Annotated in this window: 14 protein-coding genes, 2 tRNA genes and 1 pseudogene; 8 read left to right on the top strand and 9 right to left on the bottom strand. The window is 64.9% G+C overall.

Going from position 1 to position 20563, the window contains the following annotated elements; genetic code table 11:
- Positions 1-5 precede the first annotated feature (5 nt).
- The 4 genes from gyrA (at position 6) to A7U43_RS02695 (ending at position 5127) form a co-directional block, all read left to right on the top strand.
- Positions 6-3818: an intein-containing DNA gyrase subunit A gene (gyrA, locus tag A7U43_RS02710; protein WP_067990798.1), complete on the top strand. Its 3813-nt coding sequence runs from the start codon at positions 6-8 to the stop codon at positions 3816-3818.
- Between the two features lie 48 nt (positions 3819-3866).
- The gene (locus A7U43_RS02705) at positions 3867-4772 is read left to right on the top strand and encodes a DUF3566 domain-containing protein (RefSeq protein ID WP_067990795.1); all 906 of its coding nucleotides are present in this window, start codon (positions 3867-3869) and stop codon (positions 4770-4772) included.
- Positions 4773-4851: 79 nt separating this feature from the next.
- Positions 4852-4925 (top strand) — tRNA-Ile (locus A7U43_RS02700).
- A 129-nt stretch (positions 4926-5054) separates the two neighbouring features.
- Positions 5055-5127: transfer RNA gene (locus A7U43_RS02695), tRNA-Ala, on the top strand.
- A 16-nt stretch (positions 5128-5143) separates the two neighbouring features.
- Here the strand turns inward: A7U43_RS02695 and A7U43_RS30730 are convergent.
- The 6 genes and pseudogenes from A7U43_RS30730 to A7U43_RS02670 form a co-directional block, all read right to left on the bottom strand.
- Positions 5144-5373 (bottom strand): annotated as a pseudogene (locus A7U43_RS30730) (tyrosine-type recombinase/integrase); the annotation flags it as partial.
- A gap of 129 nt (positions 5374-5502) precedes the next feature.
- Positions 5503-5841, bottom strand: coding sequence for a DUF3024 domain-containing protein (locus A7U43_RS02690; protein ID WP_062887574.1), 339 nt, complete (start codon positions 5839-5841; stop codon positions 5503-5505).
- 4 nt (positions 5842-5845) lie between these two features.
- The gene (locus A7U43_RS02685) at positions 5846-6424 is read right to left on the bottom strand and encodes a hypothetical protein (protein WP_067990791.1); all 579 of its coding nucleotides are present in this window, start codon (positions 6422-6424) and stop codon (positions 5846-5848) included.
- A gap of 45 nt (positions 6425-6469) precedes the next feature.
- Complete coding sequence (istB, locus tag A7U43_RS02680; protein WP_062895396.1) at positions 6470-7261, bottom strand: IS21-like element helper ATPase IstB; 792 nt, start codon at positions 7259-7261, stop codon at positions 6470-6472.
- Positions 7258-8844, bottom strand: a complete 1587-nt coding sequence (istA, locus tag A7U43_RS02675) for an IS21 family transposase (protein ID WP_068001747.1) — start codon at positions 8842-8844, stop codon at positions 7258-7260. Before istA ends, istB begins: the two co-directional genes overlap by 4 nt.
- A 647-nt stretch (positions 8845-9491) precedes the next feature.
- Positions 9492-10925: an ATP-binding protein gene (locus tag A7U43_RS02670; protein ID WP_082901989.1), complete on the bottom strand. Its 1434-nt coding sequence runs from the start codon at positions 10923-10925 to the stop codon at positions 9492-9494.
- Positions 10926-11412: 487 nt separating this feature from the next.
- Between A7U43_RS02670 and A7U43_RS02665 the strand changes: the two genes are divergently transcribed.
- A complete protein-coding gene (locus A7U43_RS02665) occupies positions 11413-12411 on the top strand; it encodes an Abi family protein (RefSeq protein ID WP_067990786.1) in 999 nt (332 codons plus the stop codon).
- Between the two features lie 173 nt (positions 12412-12584).
- On the opposite strand, the gene A7U43_RS02660 is transcribed toward A7U43_RS02665, so the two are convergent.
- Entirely contained in the window at positions 12585-13895 is a 1311-nt protein-coding gene (locus tag A7U43_RS02660) for a PucR family transcriptional regulator (RefSeq protein ID WP_067990782.1), read from the bottom strand.
- Between the two features lie 114 nt (positions 13896-14009).
- Between A7U43_RS02660 and A7U43_RS02655 the strand changes: the two genes are divergently transcribed.
- Genes A7U43_RS02655 through A7U43_RS02645 form a run of 3 tightly spaced genes read left to right on the top strand, consistent with a single transcriptional unit; the run spans position 14010 to position 17704 of the window.
- The gene (locus A7U43_RS02655; protein WP_067990780.1) at positions 14010-15494 is read left to right on the top strand and encodes a WS/DGAT/MGAT family O-acyltransferase; all 1485 of its coding nucleotides are present in this window, start codon (positions 14010-14012) and stop codon (positions 15492-15494) included.
- Positions 15494-17095, top strand: a complete 1602-nt coding sequence (locus tag A7U43_RS02650; protein WP_067990777.1) for a long-chain fatty acid--CoA ligase — start codon at positions 15494-15496, stop codon at positions 17093-17095. Before A7U43_RS02655 ends, A7U43_RS02650 begins: the two co-directional genes overlap by 1 nt.
- Positions 17096-17107: 12 nt before the next feature.
- Positions 17108-17704: a hypothetical protein gene (locus tag A7U43_RS02645; RefSeq protein WP_067990775.1), complete on the top strand. Its 597-nt coding sequence runs from the start codon at positions 17108-17110 to the stop codon at positions 17702-17704.
- A 28-nt stretch (positions 17705-17732) separates the two neighbouring features.
- On the opposite strand, the gene A7U43_RS02640 is transcribed toward A7U43_RS02645, so the two are convergent.
- Both A7U43_RS02640 and cwsA read right to left on the bottom strand, forming a co-directional pair.
- Positions 17733-20060 (bottom strand): arylsulfatase, encoded by a 2328-nt coding sequence (locus tag A7U43_RS02640; protein WP_067990771.1) that lies wholly within the window; start codon positions 20058-20060, stop codon positions 17733-17735.
- Positions 20061-20110: 50 nt separating this feature from the next.
- Positions 20111-20536, bottom strand: coding sequence for a cell wall synthesis protein CwsA (gene cwsA, locus A7U43_RS02635; RefSeq protein WP_067990768.1), 426 nt, complete (start codon positions 20534-20536; stop codon positions 20111-20113).
- Positions 20537-20563 lie beyond the last annotated feature (27 nt).

Raw genomic sequence — 20563 nt, 5'->3', positions numbered from 1 at the left:
GATTCATGACTGACACCACACTGCCACCCGGCGACGAAGCTGGCGACCGCATCGAACCTGTCGATATCCAGCAGGAGATGCAGCGCAGCTATATCGACTACGCCATGAGCGTCATCGTCGGGCGCGCACTGCCCGAGGTGCGCGACGGTCTCAAGCCCGTGCACCGCCGCGTGCTGTACGCCATGTTCGACTCCGGTTTCCGGCCCGACCGTGGTCACGCGAAATCGGCACGGTCGGTGGCCGAGACGATGGGTAACTATCACCCGCACGGCGACTCGTCGATCTACGACACCCTGGTCCGGATGGCCCAGCCGTGGTCGTTGCGTTACCCGCTGGTCGACGGCCAGGGCAACTTCGGCTCCCCGGGCAACGATCCGCCGGCCGCGATGCGCTACTGCGTCACCGGAGATGCCATGGTCCGGTTGCCGATGGGACAGTCGGTCCGTATCGACGGCATCGTGGCGGGGCAGCGGCCGAACACCGATGCCGTGGTGGATCTGAAGGTTCTGGATCGACACGGCAACCCGGCATCGGTGGACCGCGTCTTCCATTCCGGGGACCACGAAACCTTCACGGTGACCACCGATGAAGGATTCTCGGTGACCGGTACCGCCAACCACCCCTTGCTTTGCCTCGTGGACGTAGCCGGGGTTCCGACGCTGTTGTGGAAGCTGACCGAGGAGATCCGTCCCGGAGACGTGGTCGCGTTGCAGCGCACCCCGGCCACCGAGTTTGGAGCCGACGATTGGTTGGCCGTGATGGAGGGGCTGCTCGCCGGTGCCTTCATCAGTGAGGGATTCGTCTCCGAAACTCGGGCCGGATTCAACAATCTGGACCGCGAGTTCTTCGATGTCGTAGTGGCGGCCTATGACGCCGTCATCGGTGGTGCGCGGTACCTGTCTTCGCGCACCATTGCGTCCGGTTCGTTGTTGCACGAGCTCGATATCCACAACGTCTCTGCCTTGAAGGCGTCGCGCCTGGGTGAGCTGTGCAATCAGCGTTCCGCGGCCAAGGTTGTGCCGCAATGGTTGTGGAATTCGACCACCGGGGTGAAGCGGTCGTTCCTGCAGGCGCTGTTCGAGGGTGACGGATCCTGCTCCAGCCTGCCACGGAACACCATTCAGATTTCGTACTCGACGCGTAGTCGCCAACTGGCAGTCGACGTGCAGCAGCTACTCCTCGAGTTCGGTGTGGTGTCACATCGCTATCGACATGCGACCGGCGAGCACAAGGTGGTCATCACCAATCGCGGCCATGCGGAGGCGTTCGCCGCCCAGGTCGGTTTCGGGGGCGTCAAGCAGCAGAAGCTCCGCGAGATCCTCAGCACTTTGCCGACCGTTGCGGCCGGCCTGGATCGCGATTTCGTCCCGGGACTCGGCGAGTTCATCCGCAGGCATGGCGGCGGTCGCTGGGTCGACAAGGAGTGGCTGCGCAAGCACAACATCGACCGGCTGTCGCGTTGGCGGACCGGGGGTGCGGAGATCCTCTCCCATATCGCGGACGCGGATGTCCGCGCCGTGGCAACCGATCTCACCGATGGCCGTTTCTACTACGCACGGGTGGCAAGTGTCACCGAAGCCGGTGTGCAGCCGGTCTACAGCCTGCGAGTGCAAACCGACGACCATGCATTCATCACCAACGGTTTCGTCAGCCACAACACAGAGGCGCGGCTGACCCCGTTGGCCATGGAGATGCTGCGTGAAATCGACGAGGAGACAGTCGATTTCATCCCGAACTATGACGGTCGTGTGCAGGAACCGACCGTGCTGCCCAGCCGGTTCCCGAACCTGCTGGCCAACGGATCCGGCGGTATCGCCGTCGGCATGGCCACCAACATCCCGCCGCACAACCTGCGCGAACTCGCCGAGGCCGTGTACTGGTGCCTGGAAAACCATGAGGCCGACGAGGAAACCACGCTGGCTGCTTGCTGCGAGCGGGTCAAGGGTCCGGACTTCCCGACCTCGGGTCTGATCGTCGGGTCCCAGGGCATCAACGACACCTACACCACCGGTCGCGGATCCATCCGGATGCGCGGTGTGGTGGAGATCGAGGAAGATTCCCGCGGGCGCACCTCGATCGTCATCACCGAACTGCCGTATCAGGTCAACCACGACAACTTCATCACCTCGATCGCCGAGCAGGTTCGCGACGGCAAGCTCACCGGCATCTCCAATATCGAGGACCAGTCCAGCGATCGCGTCGGACTGCGCATTGTGGTGGAGCTCAAGCGCGATGCCGTGGCCAAGGTGGTGCTGAACAACCTCTACAAGCACACCCAGCTGCAGACCAGCTTCGGGGCCAACATGCTGTCCATCGTCGACGGGGTGCCGCGCACCCTGCGGCTGGACCAGATGATCCGTTACTACGTCGAGCACCAGCTCGACGTGATCATCCGCCGCACCCGGTACCGGCTGCGCAAGGCCAATGAGCGGGCCCACATCCTGCGCGGTCTGGTCAAGGCACTCGATGCGCTCGACGAGGTGATCGCCTTGATCCGCGCCTCGGCCAACGCCGACGTCGCCCGCCAGGGCCTGATCGACCTGCTCGACGTCGACGAGATCCAGGCCCAGGCCATCCTCGATATGCAGCTGCGCCGCCTGGCCGCCCTCGAGCGCCAGCGGATCGTGGATGATCTGGCCAAGATCGAGGCCGAGATCGCCGACCTCGAGGACATCCTGGCCAAGCCGGAACGCCAGCGCGCCATCGTCCGCGACGAGCTCAAGGAGATCGCCGACAAGTACGGCGACGACCGCCGCTCGCGGATCGTGCCGGCCGACGGCGAGGTCAGCGACGAGGATCTGATCGCCCGCGAGGACGTCGTCGTCACCATCACCGAGACCGGGTACGCCAAGCGCACCAAGACCGACCTGTACCGCAGCCAGAAGCGTGGCGGTAAGGGTGTGCAGGGCGCCGGCCTCAAGCAGGACGACATCGTCAACCACTTCTTCGTCTGCTCCACCCACGACTGGATCCTGTTCTTCACCACGCAGGGCCGGGTGTACCGGGCCAAGGCCTACGACTTGCCGGAGGCCTCGCGCACCGCACGTGGCCAGCACGTCGCCAACCTGCTGGCCTTTCAGCCAGAGGAGCGCATCGCCCAGGTCATCCAGATCCAGAGCTACGAGGACGCGCCATATCTGGTGCTGGCCACCCGCAACGGTCTGGTCAAGAAGTCCAAGCTGACCGACTTCGACTCCAACCGCTCCGGCGGCATCGTCGCGGTGAACCTGCGCGACGGTGATGAACTGGTCGGGGCGGTGCTCTGCTCGGCCGAGGACGATCTGCTGCTGGTGAGCGCCAAGGGGCAGTCGATCCGCTTCTCCGCGACCGACGAAGCGCTGCGGCCGATGGGCCGTGCGACCTCCGGGGTGCAGGGCATGCGGTTCAACACCGACGACCGCCTGCTGTCGCTCAACGTCGTCGAACCGGACAAGTACCTGCTGGTGGCGACGGCGGGTGGCTACGCAAAGCGCACCGCGATCGACGAATACACCGCGCAGGGCCGCGGCGGCAAGGGCATCCTCACGATCCAGTACGACGCCAAGCGTGGAAGTCTGGTCGGGGCGCTGATCGTCGATGATGAGACCGAGCTGTACGCCATCACCTCCGGCGGCGGTGTCATCCGGACGGCCGCTCGCCAGGTGCGCAAGGCCGGGCGCCAGACCAAGGGCGTCCGCTTGATGAACCTGGGTGAGGGCGACACACTGATTGCGATTGCGCGGAACGCCGAAGCCGGCGATGAGTCGGACGGCGCGGAGGCCGAGGGCACCGAACCCGAAGCCACCGAACCGGACAGCACCGAACCCGACGCAACGTGACGCGACGCCGCTGCCACCTCGGCACGGCCTGAGACAAGGAGCCACTAGGTGACTTCACCGAACGAGCCCGGACACCCGCGTGCGGGCGAGGGCCCCGGCGGCGCCAATGGAGCGCCTGCCGGGCCGCCGGGGCGGGTGGCCGCCGAGTCCAGTGACGTTCCACCGTGGCAGCGGGGTCCGGGCGCCCGCGCCAACGCCCCGCGTCCCGCCGATGCCCCGCGCCCGGCCGATGCCCAGCGTCCGACCGAAGCGCAGCGGCCAGCTGAAGCGCAGCGTCCGGCGGAGGGGCAGCGGCCGGCGGAGGGGCAGCGTCCGCCCGAGCCGCAGCGGCCGCCGGTCCGCTCCCCCGGCGCCGACGCCCGGATCGGCCAGTTCATCGCGGGAGGTCCGAGCACGGTCAATCGGGACACCGAGGTCGTCCCGACCCGCGCCCCGGAGCGCCCGGAGGGCCAGCGGGCGGAGAGTTACGCCAGTGAACTGCCCGATCTGTCGGCGCAGTCACGCCCGGCGCGCCCGGCCAATACGCCCGTTACCGCCGAGCAGCGACCGTCCGCCCCGGCGAGCCGGGTGCAGGTCGCCAAGAAATCGCACGGCCCGGTCCGGGCCAGCATGCAGATCCGCCGGATCGATCCGTGGAGCACGCTGAAGGTCTCACTGGTGCTCTCCGGTGTGATGTTCTTCGTCTGGATGATCGCGGTGGCCTTCCTGTACCTGGTGCTCGGCGGCATGGGCGTGTGGACCAAGCTGAACAGCAATGTCGGTGACCTGCTCACCAGTGACAGCGGCACCGGCGGCGAACTGATCTCCAGCGGAACGATTTTCGGCGGGGCGACGCTGATCGGTCTGGTCAACATCGTGCTGCTGACGGCGATGGCGACGGCCGGCGCGTTCATCTACAACCTCATCACCGATCTGGTCGGCGGCGTCGAGGTGACCCTGGCGGATCGGGACTGATCCTCGCGGTTTGGGCGATCGGCCGTGGTTACGGTAATCTCGTCGCTCGGCCAGCCAGTGAGTTTCGGGTGGTTGCTACGGGCCTATAGCTCAGGTGGTTAGAGCGCTTCGCTGATAACGAAGAGGTCGGAGGTTCGAGTCCTCCTAGGCCCACGGAAAGGTATGCACCATGAAGTGGGTGTTCGTGGCGGTGGCAGCGGCCGTAGCGGTGATCGTCTATCGGTCGCGGCACGGTGTCGAGGTCTGGCACACCACCGAGGACCGGCTCGCATAACCCCGTAGGGGGCCTTAGCTCAGTTGGTAGAGCGCTGCCTTTGCAAGGCAGATGTCAGGAGTTCGAATCTCCTAGGCTCCACAACACAATCAGTAGGTCAAAACCTGTGTGGTCTGGCCTGCTTTCGCGTTGGGCGGCGTCCGTGCCCACAGTCGCGAGTCGACGGCTGATTGATAGCGACACCTACAGCCTCGACATCGGACTCGCAGAGACGGCCGTACCGTCCAGGGTCAGGGCCGCGCTCTCGTGCCCAAGCACGTTCTGCAGGCTCTTGATATTCGCCCCGGCCTGGATCGCCAACGATGCTGCCGTGTGGCGCAACTCATGGATCTTGAACTCGTAGACCGTGACCTTCTCGCCGGCCGCGTTGGCAATGTCAACTTGAAGTGGCCCCAGTGTGACGGCTAGTTTTGGCCCCCCTTCGCGGTGCGTTGGGATTTTCTGGCGTTGAGGTGGCTAGCCCCAGAAGATGCCTGAGGGGTTGTGATCGATTTCGGTGAGCACATCGTGGATGTGCGGTGTGGGGTCGATCGTGTCGTAGCGGTGAAATTTGAGGTGTCGGTCTCGCCAGTACAGGGTCCAGGTGTTGGTGGTGGCGGTGTAGCGCAGTCGTGCGATCGGGAAACTGGTCCAGTCTGGACCGTAGTCTTCGCGCCACGGCGCTCGTCGTTCGACGATGGTGAGGTGCCGGGCAGCGACGTCGCATTCGACGCGGACTTGGTGACGCGCGTGTTCGGGCACTCTGGCCGCGCACCACTGTTGCACGCGTGCGATATCGAGTTCGGGTAGGGCCATTGGGTCACCACCGGGGCGTGTCGGTGGCGGCGGTCAGGGTGTCGTAGGCGGTGTCGAGTTGGCGTTGACGGCGGCGGTGGGGTTCATGATTGGACTCGGCAGCCAGAGCATCGATCAGGTCGTCGAGTTCGGCGGCGGTCATCGTGAGATGAAGCTTGCCGCCGTGGGCGCAGATCGCGAAAACCGCTCTCTGACAGTTGTTGTCGAGGAAGGGCAGGGTGCGCAGGGTCGCTGCGGTGTCAGCGTCGATGGGAATGTCGCGGCGCGGTTGGGCTGCGGTCAGTTGCTGGCGACGCAGATCGTAGATTGATGCTGCCCAGTTGCTGATGGTGCCGTCGTCGCCGCATTGGCTGCATTGCCAGCCGATGGGTTGATCAGCATCGCCGCGGACCACCGTGATGCGGCCCGGGCAGCGGCGGTTGGTTGGTCGGCGCCGACACGGCAGCGCGGTTTCCCACCGGGTGTGAGCGTCGCCGGCCGACGCTGCGGAAACGATGCCGCCCAGGTGCTCGGCGAGCGCACGGGCCGGCCCGGGGGTCTCGGGGCCCACGTCGAGGAAGTGCTGCAGATCGGCGACCAACATGACCTGGTCACTGTATCGGCTGCAGGCCGGCCAGAGGCGCGTGAGTTACTGCGCGGTGCTGGTGCGGCGGGTGCGGGCATGGGCGAGTCGGTAGGAGGTGGTGCCGGTTTCGATGATCTGCCCGGCGAAGGTCAACCGGTCGACGATGGCCGCACACAGTCGCGGGTCGGTGAAGGTCTTGGTCCACGCGGAAAACGGCTCGTTGGACGCGATCGCCACCGAGGCGCGTTCCTCGCGCTCGGTGAGCACCTGGAACAGCAACTCCGCACCGCGGCGGTCCAATTGCAGGTAGCCCAGCTCATCGATGAGCAGCAGATCCACCCGACCGTAGCGGGTGATCAACTTGCTCAGGTGGGCCTCGTCGGCGGCCTCGACGAGTTCATTGACCAGCTTGCTGGCCAGGGTGTAGCGGACGCGGTAACCGGCTTCGGCGGCGGTGGTTCCCAACCCGATCAGCAGGTGAGTCTTGCCGGTCCCGGAGTCGCCGATCAAGCACAAGGGTTCACCGGCTTTGACCCAGGCGCAGGTCGCCAGGGTGCCGATGACTGCGGGGTTGATCGCGGGGTTGGCCTCAAAGCTGAACTCGTCAAGCCGCTTTGGCCGAGGGAACCCGGCGTCATGAATACGGCGCTGCGCCCGGCGGCGATCCCGGTCCTCGCATTCGGCGATCATCAGCTCCGATAAGAACCCCAGATAGGACTGCTGTTCACGTTCGGCCGCGGCGGCGATCTCGGCGAAGCGGTCACGGATGGTGGGCAGCCGCAACATCCGGGCGCCCTGTTCGATTGCCGCGACCGCGGCCTGATCGGTGACGGTGTGACGCGCGGTGGTGTTCATGAGCTCTGCTGCCCCAGCAGCGTGTCATAGGGGGCCACCGACGGCAACGGCCGCTCGTCGGCGATCAGGCGGTGCTCAGCGAGCCGGAGCACCTGGGCGCCCTCACCGCCGCCGGGTGGCGAACCGAGGCCGGCGCGCTGTTCGGCGGCCCGGCGGGCTTCCAGCGCCACCACATCGGCATTGACCGAGCCCACCGACAGCGCAGCGCTGATACCGGCCAGCACATCAGCGCGGTCGAGGTGACGGTGCAGCAGCAGGACTTCAACCAGCACACGGGTTCCGCCAGCATCCCCATGAACCCGCCGGGCTGCGGCCCACCACGCGTCATGTTCAGCGGTGAACAGTTTGGCCGCCCGCGCTTGAGCCAGTGCGGTGGCCCCCGGCAAGGCACCGGGTTTGCGGGCCAGGATCTCCAGATAGTGGTCCAAGTCCAGCACTTTGGTGCCTTTGCCGACTGCCCGGGGATGACGTGCCACCACCGTGGTGCGGTCATAGACAGTGACATGCGACGCCGACAGTTTCACCCGCACACGATGCCCGATGAACCGGGCCGGCACCGAATACTGATTGCAGCGCACCATGATCTGGGCGTACCGATCCACCCGCGGAGTCAGCGTCAACGCCGTCTCAAACCCCTGATCGGCAACAGGCTGCAGGAACTGCCGCTCGGTTTCCCAGTCCTGGCCAACAGTGTTGGCGCGGTTAGCGATCCGACGACGATCGTCGGCGTCGTCAGCAGCGGCCAAGAAGGCGTTGAGCTCGTCGATGGAGTCGACCACCGGCATCGGCACGCAGTGATTGCGGCGAAACCGGCCCCCTTCGCCTTCCACGCCGCCCTTTTCGTGGCTGCCGTCGTGACCGGGCTGGCAATACCACGCTTCAAAGCCGTAGTGCGAGCGGAACGCGATCCAGCGTTCATTCTCCTGACGGGACCGTCCGAACAACACCTGCTTGACCGCACTATTGAGATTGTCGTAACGGATCTTGTCGACCGGCACCCCGCCGAGGCGGTCGAACCCGTGAACGTGGCCCTCCAGAAACGCTTCCTGGCCCTGGGTGGCGAACGCCCGATGCGCTGCTCGCCCCGAGAACGACAACCGCATCGTAAACAGTGCGGTCTTGGTCTTCACCCCGGCCAGCATCACCCACAGATCGTGGAAGTCGACCTCGGCTTCAGCGCCGGGTCGGTAGGTCTGCGGCACAAATCCCGCCTCCAAGGCCCGGCCCGCCTCCGCAGCGATCTGTGGGCGACGTTTGCGGATGTGGTCGCGCACCGTCGAATACGACAACCCGGCTGCGTCATGCTCATCGACCAGCCGCGCCAACACCCGTCGCGCGGTATGGCGTTGCTTTTTCGGGGCATCGAGATCCGAACGCAGCATCTCATCGATGGCCGCCTTGAACGGCTCCAACCGCGGCGCCGCTCGCGGCCCGGTCTTGCGCGGCGGCGGCACCGCCGAATCCAACGCTTGGCGCACTGTGCGTCGATGCACCCGGTACTTGTCTGCCAGCGCCCGGATCGACAAACCCTCAACCCGACGATCCCGGCGGATCGCTGCGAACTGCTCCACCCGTGTCCTCACCTTTCCAGCCACCAACCCTTCACCAGCGATCCGGGCCATCCGGAACCGCCTGTGATCACTGTCAGGTGGGGCCAATTCACGCCGTCATAACCGACGCGGCGTGTCGTCAAGGTGGGGCCAACTCAGACCGTCACAACAGCACACCCGCGACCACACAGGTGGGGCCACTTTCGACCGCCCACCCGGGGCCAAATCAGGCTGTCACAGCCACCGCGTTCTTCTCGAGCCGAGGGTCCACTTGATTGCTGGCCTTGCCCGGGCCGAATCATTAGCCAAAATAGTCGCGGCTCAACATCCCACGGGAACGCCGAGCGACCCGCTGATCGGGTACATCAGCTAAGAAACGTAGGACGCCCCGTTGATGGAAACGACTACAGCACCACCATCCAATCTGGCACTGTCAAGGACGTCGGTGAGCTGGACCGGGTGATGTCAGACCGGCAGAAGCTCAGCGAGTCAAGATGCACGCTGCGCCTCCGCATCTTCATCCGTGGCTTCGCTGGCTGCATAAATTTGCTCAACTCTAAAAATGCTAGAAAATCTCAATAGCGGGTTCTATGTCGAGTAAAACCTCTCTAGCAGCGGAAACGGGCAGTTTTGAAAGTGTCGGCGATCTACTCTAAAAATCACTCCCAAAACTTGAAGCTTCACAGATCCGCCAGCGCCCAGGCCGCTCGCGGGTCTTTTGGCGACTTGCCGATCCATCGAACTAGTCCTTCGTCCCGAAGGGCTTGCAGCCGGTTTGTCGCCGTTGGTCTGCTCATGTTCAGAGCATCTGCGACCTCGCCTGTTCCCATCGGCGTTGATGCGCCCCGAAGAAGATCTAAAACGCCTTGGCTGCCCTTCGGAAGACGTGCGGCCACCTCCGCGCGGAGTCGGTGAACCGCCTCCAAGCGGAGGCGCACACTGCCAGTGCCTTGTTTGTAGACAGGGTCAGTGAGGCCGACCTTGCGCATCTCCTCGAAGATCCGTTTGATGCCTTCGCCCAGCTCCTGCCCAATTCGGAGGTCGGCACACACTCTCGCGATTCGCGGATTCCTTGCGAATCGGCTGATCTCAAGGGGTTTCGAAGGATCGACCAGGCCAGGAAACCTGCCGGGGCTCTCAATCTCAATTCGGTCGGGGAAGATCTCGACGCGGATGTGGTCGCCAGCAAGGCTGTACGATCTATGGATCACCGCGTTCACCAGCCCTTCAAGCCATGCGTCTCTTGGAACGATGTCAGCGCCAGTGAAGAGGCCAGTGGCGTTAAGCGATCGTCGCTTGGGGGCGAACCGTTCGATCACCTCGGCGGCACTTTGGATTGCGTACGGGATCGGGCCCTCAATCTTCACGTCGCCGTCGTCGTATAGATTGAGGTCAGCTCCGGTTCCCCGGTCCGTTGACATATATCGAAGCACCCGTATGTACGCCTCGGGGAACTCCTGTTGCGGGTGCCCAGCAAACAAGAGATAGCCAGCGTTGGTGAGGGAGCCGTCCTTCGTAAGGAGGCTCCTGGCTCGGAGTATGCCCTCCGCCGATTCCGCACCCGTGTTCTCGCGGTAGTTCTCCAGCAGACGATCATCCAAATCGGCGACGCCGTAGCCGTTATTGACGGCCATCCCGTCGTACTGAGCCTGACCCTTGTCGAACTCGAGCTCTTGACGCTGCGAGTAGTTCAGTTTCCGCGATTCGTCACCGACACGAAGGTACGTGTCACCGTTCCGCATCTCGTGGACGCGTTCACCTGGATCAACACGAAATACAAGCAGGAAATCCTCATGCCCATCGGCGTTGATGCACCCAACATCAGAACAGCTGTATCGAACCGGGGGCACTGCGTGGTCGATGGACGCCTGTCGGAGGCTGTTGATCTGCCTGATGCCTTGCCGGGTCATTCCTTGGACTACGCCACCTTGAACTCCCACGACGACCAAGCCGCCCTCGGCATTCGCGAAGGCCACCAGCGCTTGGCCGAGTGTCTGTGCGCTTACGCGGGCGCCCTTCTTTTCGTACCACTGATCCTCGACTGCTTGGGCTATGAGTTGCCCGCGCTCAGATACTGGCGCGCTGAGCATGGCGTCGATCCGATTGGCAGTCACGCACCTACTATAAAATTTTATATGTATGGATCGCTAGTGTCCGGGCGTTGGCCGTTGTCTGCGAGTGCAGGGTCAGCGGTCCTCGCTGCGCACGAGAATTGCGGGGCGGCAGCAGAGTCAGTGTGACAAATGAGGTAGATGAGGTTTAGTGACAGACCGGCTGAGGTTATACGCGCATCGGCTGACGTACCCAAAATAGTATGACCTAAATCACACTATGCCGTGGTCCGACGGCATAGTCCAGCGGGCTGTTATACCGCCCCAACAAAGCCGCTAGGCGACTAAATTACACGGTTAGGGTTATCGCGTAGGTCCGTGCCACAAGTCTCTCGAGAGCTTAAATGGAGGCCTTTAGGCGCATATCTTCGCAGGTGGGGGCTGCGAGCGTCGTTGACGCGTCTCGGCGTTTTCCCTATCTTTGGACACATTAACACCGGCCCCGCTGTTAGCTTCGGCTATCAAGGGTCGGTTTTCATATGTAGGAACAATGACGGCATACAGCAAGCCCCACCTGTCGCGCGAGGACCAGGTGCAGATCATGGTCGGCCGCGGGCTTATCTGTGCCGACGAAGCGGCGGCTGTACAGCTTCTTAAGCAGGTCGGTTACTACCGTCTCTCGGCTTATGTCTATCCATTCCGTGAGATGCTGCCGCCGGAGGCGTCGCGAAAGTCCAGTCCAGCACACTACCGATCGGACGCCATCAAGGCCGGCGCTACATTCGAGCACGTTCAGTCGTTATGGCGCTTTGACCGAAAACTGCGGCTCAAGTGCATGGATGCGCTTGAAGTCGTCGAGATCGGCCTCCGGTCTGAGCTGGCGCACACGCTGGCTCAGCGCAGCATATTCGGTCATGTCGAGCCGTCATCTCTGGACCGAGCGACCTGCAACGAGCCATGTGCCGGCGGCGCCATCAATCTGTTTGACGACTGGATGGAGCGCTACGAAAAGCTCAAGTCCGCGGCCAAGAACGAGGACTACAGGATTCATCACCGAGCCAAGTATGGCGATCCAATTCCAGTGTGGATTGCGGTGGAGTTTCTCGACTTTGGCGCCTTGTGCCGAATCTACAACCTACTCGAAAAGTCTGACCAAAACGCCATCGCGGCCAGTATGAGGCTGAAGGGCGGCGCGCTACTCAAGAAGTGGCTGCGAGACTTGAACTACCTACGTAATCTCTGCGCGCACCACAGTCGTCTCTGGAACCGAGTGCTGACATATCAGTCGGCCAAATTCAGTCCGCATCAGGTCGAGGACGAGCTGAAGCACGCGGCTACCTGGGGTACACGGGACAAGATGTACGTGCTCTCGGCGATTCTGGCGTACTTGGTGCGCCACATAGACCCCGCGTCAACATGGCACCTCGATTTTAAAAGTCACGTCCGCAAGTTCCCCGAGCTGCCAGACAAGTCCCCGGTAGCAGACATGGGTTTCCCAACCGACTGGGTCGATCTATCTCTCTGGAACACGGTGCCACCCCCTTCGTGACCACAATTTGCCCACAGTTACAGACAGATCCCGTTACCCACAGTGACGAGTTTCGGCACGTAGTCCGTACTGTAAGCTCTTGAAAAGCAGAGTGATTCGCCTTTGCAAGGCAGATGTCAGGAGTTCGAATCTCCTAGGCTCCACAACACAATCAGTAGGTCATACGGCGTGCGTCAGCTCGCCGGGATGGGCGTCGTCGCTCCCTCCGCGTCGGAGGCCTCCCCGACGAGATCGGCGAGGGCCAGCGCCACCCGCAGTTCCAGCGTCCGGTTCTCGAACGGCCGCCCCAGCAGTTCCTCGGCCTGGCGGACCCGATAGGCAACGGTGTTCTCGTGGATGTGCAGTCGCTTGGCGGTTCTTCCGCGGCTGCAGTTCTCGTCGAGAAAAGTGCGCAGCGTGGCCGCCAGCCGGCGCGTGGTTTCGTCCCTGGACCCCAGCCGGCCCAGTTCGCGCTGCACGAACACCCGCGACTGTTCGGCGTCCACGGTGGAGATCGCCCGCAGGGAGATGCTGTCGTAGCGGGTGACGCTGCCGCTCGGGCGGCTGGCCAGGCGGGCGATCCGTTGCGCCTCGGCCGCCTCGAGATAGCTGGAACGAAAACCGCCGATGCCACGCTCGGGTTCACCGATCGCGACCCGCACCCCAGGCGCCTCGGCCGTTCGAAACCGTAACTCGTCCAACACCTTCGGCGGCACGGCGCTGTGGGAGCCGATCCAGGCCGCGGTGGACAGGATGCCCAGTGGATGAACAAGGGGCCGCTGACTACCGATCGCGGAGGCGATATCGCGGATCGCCGCTTCCAGGACGGCCTGTGTGTTGCGGCCCTCTTCATGATGCTCCAACCAGGCGATGACGGCGACCTGCACGCGGCGGAGGTCGTGGCGTAGCCGGCGGGTGGCCACGTCGATGTCAATGGGCTTTCCGGCCAGGATGGTGCCGATCGTCTCGGCCTGGCTGGCGGCGGCGCTGCGCAACCATCGATCGCGTTCGGCGGTGTACGCCTCCTCCACCAGACACAGCGCGGCGTCGACATAGGCGAACATCCACGCCGAACCCAATTCGGATGCGAGACGCAGCTCGTCGGTGTCGCCGGCGTGGGTTTCCAGGATGGCCGCGAAATGCCCAGATGTCGCGGCGTGGGCCAGGCGATAGCTGCGCATCAGCGTCGTCAGCGGTATGCCATGTCGCGCGCCGTCGCGGGCATAGGCAAGGGTTGGCGCCGGCAGGTGTGTTGCACCGCTCGGGTCGGCTCCGGTCAGCAGCGCCTCGGCAAAGTCGCGGATACTGGCCTCGGTGCTGGCGCGGCTGACCTCGAGGGCTTCCTCGTTGACGAGCAGTTCGGGCAATCGCTCACTGGTGTGTTCGTTGACCGCCTGCGCAATCTCACTGGCGCGTTCGGCCAGCCCTGCGGCGGCGGGCCGCAGCACCGTCAACCACACCCGGCGCTGTTCATCGCCCTGCGCGCCCGTCCAGGCCGGCTCCATGCCTGCACGGTATCGCCGTGGGTCGAGGTCGGTGCGCAAAATGTACAACCGCTGAACCCAACGTTGGCGCGCGCAGACAAGAGAACGGGTGTACCGCCGACGGACGATCTACCCATGCGACAACTGACCAGCCTCGACGCACAGTTCCTGGCCATGGAGAACGACCGGGTGCAGGGCCACGTCAGCGTGCTCGGGGTGTACGACGCGCACACTGCAGCCGGCGAACCCCTTGATGCAAAGTTCGTCGGCCGGATCATCGGCGAGCGCCTGCATCTGCTGCCCACCTTCCGTTGGCGGCTCGCACAGGTGCCGTTCGATCTCGATTACCCGTACTGGGTTGACGACGGCACCTTCGATGTCGAGTACCACGTCCGCGAACTCGCTCTGCCGGCGCCGGGCACCGAGCGACAGCTGGCCGAACAGGTGGCGCACATCATCGGTCGCCAACTCGACCGGTCGCGGCCGCTATGGGAGGTCCATGTCATCCACGGCCTGGCGGGCGGCGGCGTCGCGGTGCTGACGAAGATGCACCACGCGGCGGTCGACGGGGTGTCCGGCGCCGAAGTGATGAGCATTCTGCTCGACGACACCACCGCGCGCGAGTCCGAGCCCGCGCCTGCGATCACGGCCGAGTCCTTCCCCTCCGAAGTACAGATGCTGGGCCGCGGATTGGTCGGGCTGATGAGCCAGCCGCTGCGGATGCTGCGGGCAGGACCTACGGCGCTGCCACATCTCGACGATGTACCCACCGTCCGCCACCTTCCTGGCGTGAAAACGATTGCCCGCAGCAGCAGGCTGATCAAGCGGGCCCTCGCTGCCGGCGGCAACCGGGCGGCGTTGCGCGGCAGCGATATCACCGCACCCAGAACCCGATTTCAGGCGCGGGTCTCACCGCATCGCCGCGTCGCCTTCGGGTCGATGTCACTGGCCGAGGTCAAGACGATCAAGAACACCTTCGGCTGCACCGTCAACGACGTCGTGCTGGCGATCTGTACCGCCGGGTTGCGCAACTGGCTCAACAAGCAGGGTGAGTTGCCGGCCGAACCGCTCGCCAGTTTCATACCGATGTCGGTGCGCACGCCGGAACAGCGGGGCACGTTCGGCAATCGCGTCTCGGTGATGCTCACCCGACTGCCGACCGATATCGCCGACCCCATCGCACGGCTGCACAAGATCAACGAGGAAATGGGTCCCGTCAAGCAGCGCCACCGCGCGCTGCCGGCATCGTTACTGCAGGACGCCAACCACTTCATTCCGCCCGCCTTGTTCGCACAGGCGGCGCGGGCCACCTCCCGGCTCGCCGGTGTGCGTGGGCTGAATCAGCCTGCCAACGTCATGATCTCGAACGTCCCGGGCCCCTCGACAACGCTGTATCTCGGCGGAGCACGGCAACGCGCCCAGTTCCCGGTGTCCGGGGTGCTCGACGGGATCGGCATCAACATCACCGTGATGAGCTACCAGGATCAGCTCGAACTCGGCATCGTCGTCGACCGCGAACTCGCCGACGACCCGTGGGAGATCCTCGACGCCTTACGGGCCGGACTGGACGAACTGTGTGACGCCGCGCGCGCAACGACACCCGAGCGAAAGGACAACTGATGCTCAGCAACAGCATGGACGATTACCCCCTCACCCTCACCAGGATCGTTGAGCGCGCCGAGCGGTTCCACGCCGATGTAGAGGTGGTGTCGCGGCGCCCGTCGGGTGCTGTCGAGCGCACCACGCTCGGTGAATGTGCCGCCCGCGCGCGCAATCTCGCGACCGCACTGGAGGCGCTCGGCGTGCGTCCGGGCGATCCGGTCGCGACCTTGTTGTGGAACCAGCGCGAGCATCTGGAGTTGTACTTCGCCGTACCCGCCATGGGCTCTGTCATCCACACGCTCAACCCACGGCTCTTTCCCTATGAGCTCGCGTTCATCGTCGACGACGCCTCGGACGGCGTCATCATCATCGACGAGTCGCTACTGCAGGTCTTCGAAAGCTTCCGGGCCGGACTCGATTTCAGGCATGTCATCGTCGTCCCTCAGGACGGACCGGCGCCCGCCGGCACGCTGGACTATGAGGCGCTGATCGCCGATGCCACGCCCATGACGTGGCCCGAACTCGACGAACGAGACGCGGCGGCGATGTGTTACACATCCGGCACGACGGGCCGACCCAAAGGCGTGGTCTACTCCCACCGGGCGCTGGTGTTGCATTCGCTGGTGGCGGCGCTGCCCGACCAACTAGCCGTATCCGCCGGGGACACAGTGCTTCCCGTCGTGCCGATGTTCCATGCCAACGCGTGGGGACTGCCCTACGCCGCGGCGCTGGCGGGGGCACGCCTGGTGTTACCCGGACCGCGGCTGGACCCGGAAAGCGTGCTCAACCTGTGTGCCCACGAACGGGTCACCATGACGGCGGGCGTGCCGACCGTATGGATGGGCATGCTCGCCGCGCTGGACGCCGAACCGGACAGGTGGGACCTGTCGGAACTGAACCGTCTGATCGTGGGGGGCGCCGCAGTGCCACGGTCGATGTTCGAAGGGTTCGACCGCCACGGATTGACCGTCGTCCAGGCCTGGGGGATGACCGAGACCGCACCCCTCGGCGCGGTGTGTCGGCTGCCGGTGCGACTCTACGAAGGCGAACGCGACGAGCAGTACGGTTTCCGCGTCCGGCAGGGCGTCGCCACCCCGTTCTTCGACATCCGGGCCCGCGACGACAACGGTGAACTCATCGCCTGGGACGACGCCGCCATGGGTGAACTCGAGGTGCGCGGCCCGTGGGTCGCTGGCAGTTACCACGGCGGCCGGGGCACCGAGAACTTCACCGTCGACGGCTGGTTTCGGACCGGCGACGTGGTGCGGATCGATGCGCACGGATGCATCCGGATCTGCGACCGCTCAAAGGATCTGGTGAAGTCCGGCGGCGAATGGATCTCCTCGGTCGACCTGGAGAACCAACTCATGGCGCACCCCGCCGTGGCCCAGGCCGCCGTGATCGCGGTGCCCGACGAACGGTGGGGCGAACGCCCCTTGGCCGTGGTGTCGCTGTGCGACGGCGCCGACGCGTCGGCCGACGAGCTTCGCGAGCACCTCGCTCAAGAGTTCGCCAGATGGCAGTTACCGGACCGCTTCGAGTTTGTGCAGGCGATCCCCTGCACGGCCACCGGCAAGTTCAAGAAATCCCAATTGCGCACCCAGTTCACCACAGCCTGAAAGGAACCGAAGATGAGTCGCTACGACATCACCCAGACCAACCGAGCCGTGGAGCGGTTGATCGAGACGACGGAGAATCCGCGCCATCTGTACCTGCTGCACGCCTACAACCGGCACCGCTACCTGGAGATGGCCGGTCGATACGAGGAGATCTTCGCGCCGGACATGACGGTGGACAAGCCCGTCTACCATTTCAACATGCTCGGCAAGAGCGTCACCGTGGAAGGCACCGAGGCAGTCAAGGCGCTCTACCGCGGATGGAAGGGCACCAATCAGTGCATCTTCTATTCAGACGACGAGAAGCTCGCGGTCAGTGACGACATGATCGTCTCGACGTCGTTCATCTACCAGCAGACGCCGGGCAGCGTGCTGGCCGCCGAAGGGGTGCCGGTGGACCCCGCAGCCAGCTATCTGGTGAAGACCGCCGAGCACATGATCTGGCCCTACGACCACGGTCGGTTGGTCGGGGAGGACGTGTGGGAGTACGACGAAACCGCACGCGAGATCATCCCGTTGGATCGGGCCGAGGTCTTGACCGTCGATCAGTCAGCACAGTTGCTAGGCCCGCTGATCAAGCCGCTCCCGGAACACAATCCGTTCTTCGAGTGAGTGGTAAGCCGGCCGAGCATCCCGACGCTCAGTCGTATTGCACGTGCACCCGGTGGATCCGCCCCTCGAACGGGAACGGCGCGCGCTCGCGGTAATCCAACGACACCGGTGAACCCAGGCAGGTGCCGATGTCCAGGCAGTCGTTCGCGGTGAACAGCAGGGGTGCGCTCACCGGCACCTGACCCGAAGCCACCGTCGAGCCGTCGACGGCCAGCGTGACATCCAGCGGTCCACCCGGCCGCAGCTCGGCGTAGGCGGTCTGCACGACGATCGTGTGCCGCCCCGCCGGCACCGGCGCCGCAGACCGGACCTTCGTGCGCATCAGGATGAACAGGTTGTACTCGTAGCAGAGGTAGCCGTCATCCAGGTAACAGGTCAGCCCACCCGCTCCGGCACCGAGTGCGTACAGCACGCCGCTACCGGCGTCGGGGACGTCGACATCGATGGTCACGGTGTTGTTCTTGTTGCCCAGCGCCGGGGCGCAGAACTCCGGCATCCGCACCATGTCGCCGGCGAACGTCCACTCCCGGTACGGCGGGGTGATGCGCAGTTCGGGGTGATAGACCGGCACCCACAGTCCCCCGCCGATCGGCAGCACGGCGTTGCGGGCGGCCTCGATGGCGAACAACTCGCGTAGCTGGGCCAGCTTCTCCGGCTGCGCCGAGGCCAGGTCGCGCGCCTGGGACCAGTCCTCGTCGAGGTGGTAGAGCTCCCAGCGGTCCTGATCCGGTGTCCAGGTGGCGATGCCCTCGGGGGCCCCGGGCACCCAGGGCAACCGCGGTCCGCGCGCGCAGGCCAACCACCCGTCGTCATAGATGGCCCGGCTGCCCATGATCTCGAAGTACTGGGTCCGCTTGCCGCCCGGCGCGGACCGATCGACGAGCGTCCGGGCGAAACTGGCGCCCGCGATCGGGATCTGCTGCTCCCCCAACACCGTTCGCGGCGGCTCGATGCCCACCACCTCGTAGATGGTCGGCACCACATCGGTGCAATGCAGGAAGACATCCCGCGGTGTCGGGTCAGCGGTGATCTTCGCCGGCCAGCGCACGGCCATCGGGTTACGGGTGCCGCCCAGATGGGAGGCCAACAGCTTCATGCCCTTGTACGGCGTGCTGCCCGCCCACGCCCACCCGGCGTGGTACTGGTTGTCCACCAGCGGTGAGCCGAGCACGTCCAGCCCGCCCAGTTCCTCGAGTGCGTCGATGTGCTGGCGCACCGTGGTGGGAATCCCGTTCTGCGCCAACAGTTCCGCGATGGTGCCGTTCTGGCCTTCCCCGGACGATCCGTTATCACCCCAGATATAGAAGAACAGCGTGTTCTCGCCGTACCCGAGATCGTCCAGCTCGTCGGCGAGCCGGCCGACCTGCACATCGACATGCTCGGCGTAGCCGGCGGCCACCTCCATCAGGCGGCGCTGGAACGGCTTCTCGTCCTCGGGGATATCGTCCCAACCCGCGAGGGTGGCATCGCGTTCGGTCAGTTCACAGTCCTGCGGGATCCAGCCCTTGCTTTTGGCGCGCGCGAACACCCGCTCCCGGTAGGCATCCCAGCCGTCGTCGAACTTCCCGGCGTACTTGTCTGCCCACTCCTTCATGATGTGGTGCGGCCCGTGCAGGCACCCGCTGGCCCAGTACATGAAGAACGGTTTGTCGGCGTTGAACGCCTTGTGTCTGCGCAGCCAGCCGATGGCGTCGTCGGCCAGGTCCTCGGAGAGGTGGTAGCCCTCCTCGGGGGTCTTCGGCGGGGCGACGACGGTGGTGTTGCGCACCAGGTGCGGTTCGTACTGGGAGGCCTCGCCGGCCAGAAAGCCGTAGAAGTATTCGAAACCCAGTCCGGTGGGCCAGTTCTCGAACGGGCCCGCGGCGGTGGTCTCCTCGGCCGGGGTGTTGTGCCACTTGCCGAATGCCGAGGTGGCATAGCCGTACTGCTTGAGCACCTCGGCCACGGTGGCGGCCGAGCGCGGGATCTTGCCGGAATACCCATCCCAGTCGTTGGCGAGTTCGGCGATCTGCCCGTTGCCGATCTCATGGTGGTTGCGGCCGGTCAGCAGCGAGGCGCGCGTCGGCGAACACATGGCCGTGGTGTGAAACCTGTTGTACGACACGCCTTCTGCACAGAACCGGTCCAGCGTCGCGGTGTTCACTTCACCGCCGAGCCCGGACGGCAGCCCGGGCCCGGCATCGTCGATCAGCACGATCACGATGTTCGGCGCGTCCTGGTGCAGGCGCCGGAGCACCTGACGTTGGGCGTAGCTGGACTCGTCCAGAGTGCGCCCGGCGACGCTGGCCGACGGCACCGGCGGGAACGGCAGCACGCCGCCGCCGGGAAGGGTTGGAGCTACCACGGTCTCGGTCATGCCGGTCCTCTCAGCGCACGCAAGGTTCCCTAGGTGTACGGAATGCCGCTCTACGGCCGCTGGGTCACCTCGACGCTCGGCGGCAGGGCGGACGGCTCCGGGCGCATCGAGCGCCGCACGATGGAGAACGTCACCGCGCCGACGGCCAGCACACCGATCCCGGCCGCGACGAGCACGATCGGGCGCGGGCGACGCTTGGCGCGCCGAGCCTCCTGGAACGCCTGCGGCAGGTTGGCGATGACCTCCTGGGCCGCCGCGAGCTCGGAGGCGACGACATCCTGGGCGGCCTCGAGGTCCTCGCGCAGTTTCCCGCTGCGGTAGCGGTCGCGCAGCCAGCCCGCCGACGCACCCACCGACTGTGCGGTCAGGCCGGCCGCTCCCCTGGTGATGTCGTACGGCCCGACGGTGGAGTACTTCAGGCCGCGGGCGAACCGCTCTCGGGGGGTCAACCGGACGGTGGTCGTCTTCGCACTCATGGCGCCAAGCCTATTCGTGTGGGGCCC

The sequence above is a fragment of the Mycobacterium adipatum genome (assembly GCF_001644575.1).
In the GTDB taxonomy this organism is placed as follows: Bacteria; Actinomycetota; Actinomycetes; order Mycobacteriales; family Mycobacteriaceae; genus Mycobacterium; species Mycobacterium adipatum.
This window is presented reverse-complemented; position numbering and strand designations above follow the sequence as displayed.

Excerpts from the sequence above, each read along its gene's own strand:
- gyrA (WP_067990798.1), top strand. The coding sequence starts at position 6 with ATGACTGACACCACACTGCCACCCGGCGACGAAGCTGGCGACCGCATC.
- A7U43_RS02690 (WP_062887574.1), bottom strand. The coding sequence starts at position 5,841 with ATGGCCCTACCCGAACTCGATATCGCACGCGTGCAACAGTGGTGCGCG.
- A7U43_RS02685 (WP_067990791.1), bottom strand. The coding sequence starts at position 6,424 with ATGTTGGTCGCCGATCTGCAGCACTTCCTCGACGTGGGCCCCGAGACC.
- istB (WP_062895396.1), bottom strand. The coding sequence starts at position 7,261 with ATGAACACCACCGCGCGTCACACCGTCACCGATCAGGCCGCGGTCGCG.
- A7U43_RS02665 (WP_067990786.1), top strand. The coding sequence starts at position 11,413 with ATGACGGCATACAGCAAGCCCCACCTGTCGCGCGAGGACCAGGTGCAG.
- A7U43_RS02660 (WP_067990782.1), bottom strand. The coding sequence starts at position 13,895 with ATGGAGCCGGCCTGGACGGGCGCGCAGGGCGATGAACAGCGCCGGGTG.
- A7U43_RS02655 (WP_067990780.1), top strand. The coding sequence starts at position 14,010 with ATGCGACAACTGACCAGCCTCGACGCACAGTTCCTGGCCATGGAGAAC.
- A7U43_RS02650 (WP_067990777.1), top strand. The coding sequence starts at position 15,494 with ATGCTCAGCAACAGCATGGACGATTACCCCCTCACCCTCACCAGGATC.
- A7U43_RS02645 (WP_067990775.1), top strand. The coding sequence starts at position 17,108 with ATGAGTCGCTACGACATCACCCAGACCAACCGAGCCGTGGAGCGGTTG.
- A7U43_RS02640 (WP_067990771.1), bottom strand. The coding sequence starts at position 20,060 with ATGACCGAGACCGTGGTAGCTCCAACCCTTCCCGGCGGCGGCGTGCTG.
- cwsA (WP_067990768.1), bottom strand. The coding sequence starts at position 20,536 with ATGAGTGCGAAGACGACCACCGTCCGGTTGACCCCCCGAGAGCGGTTC.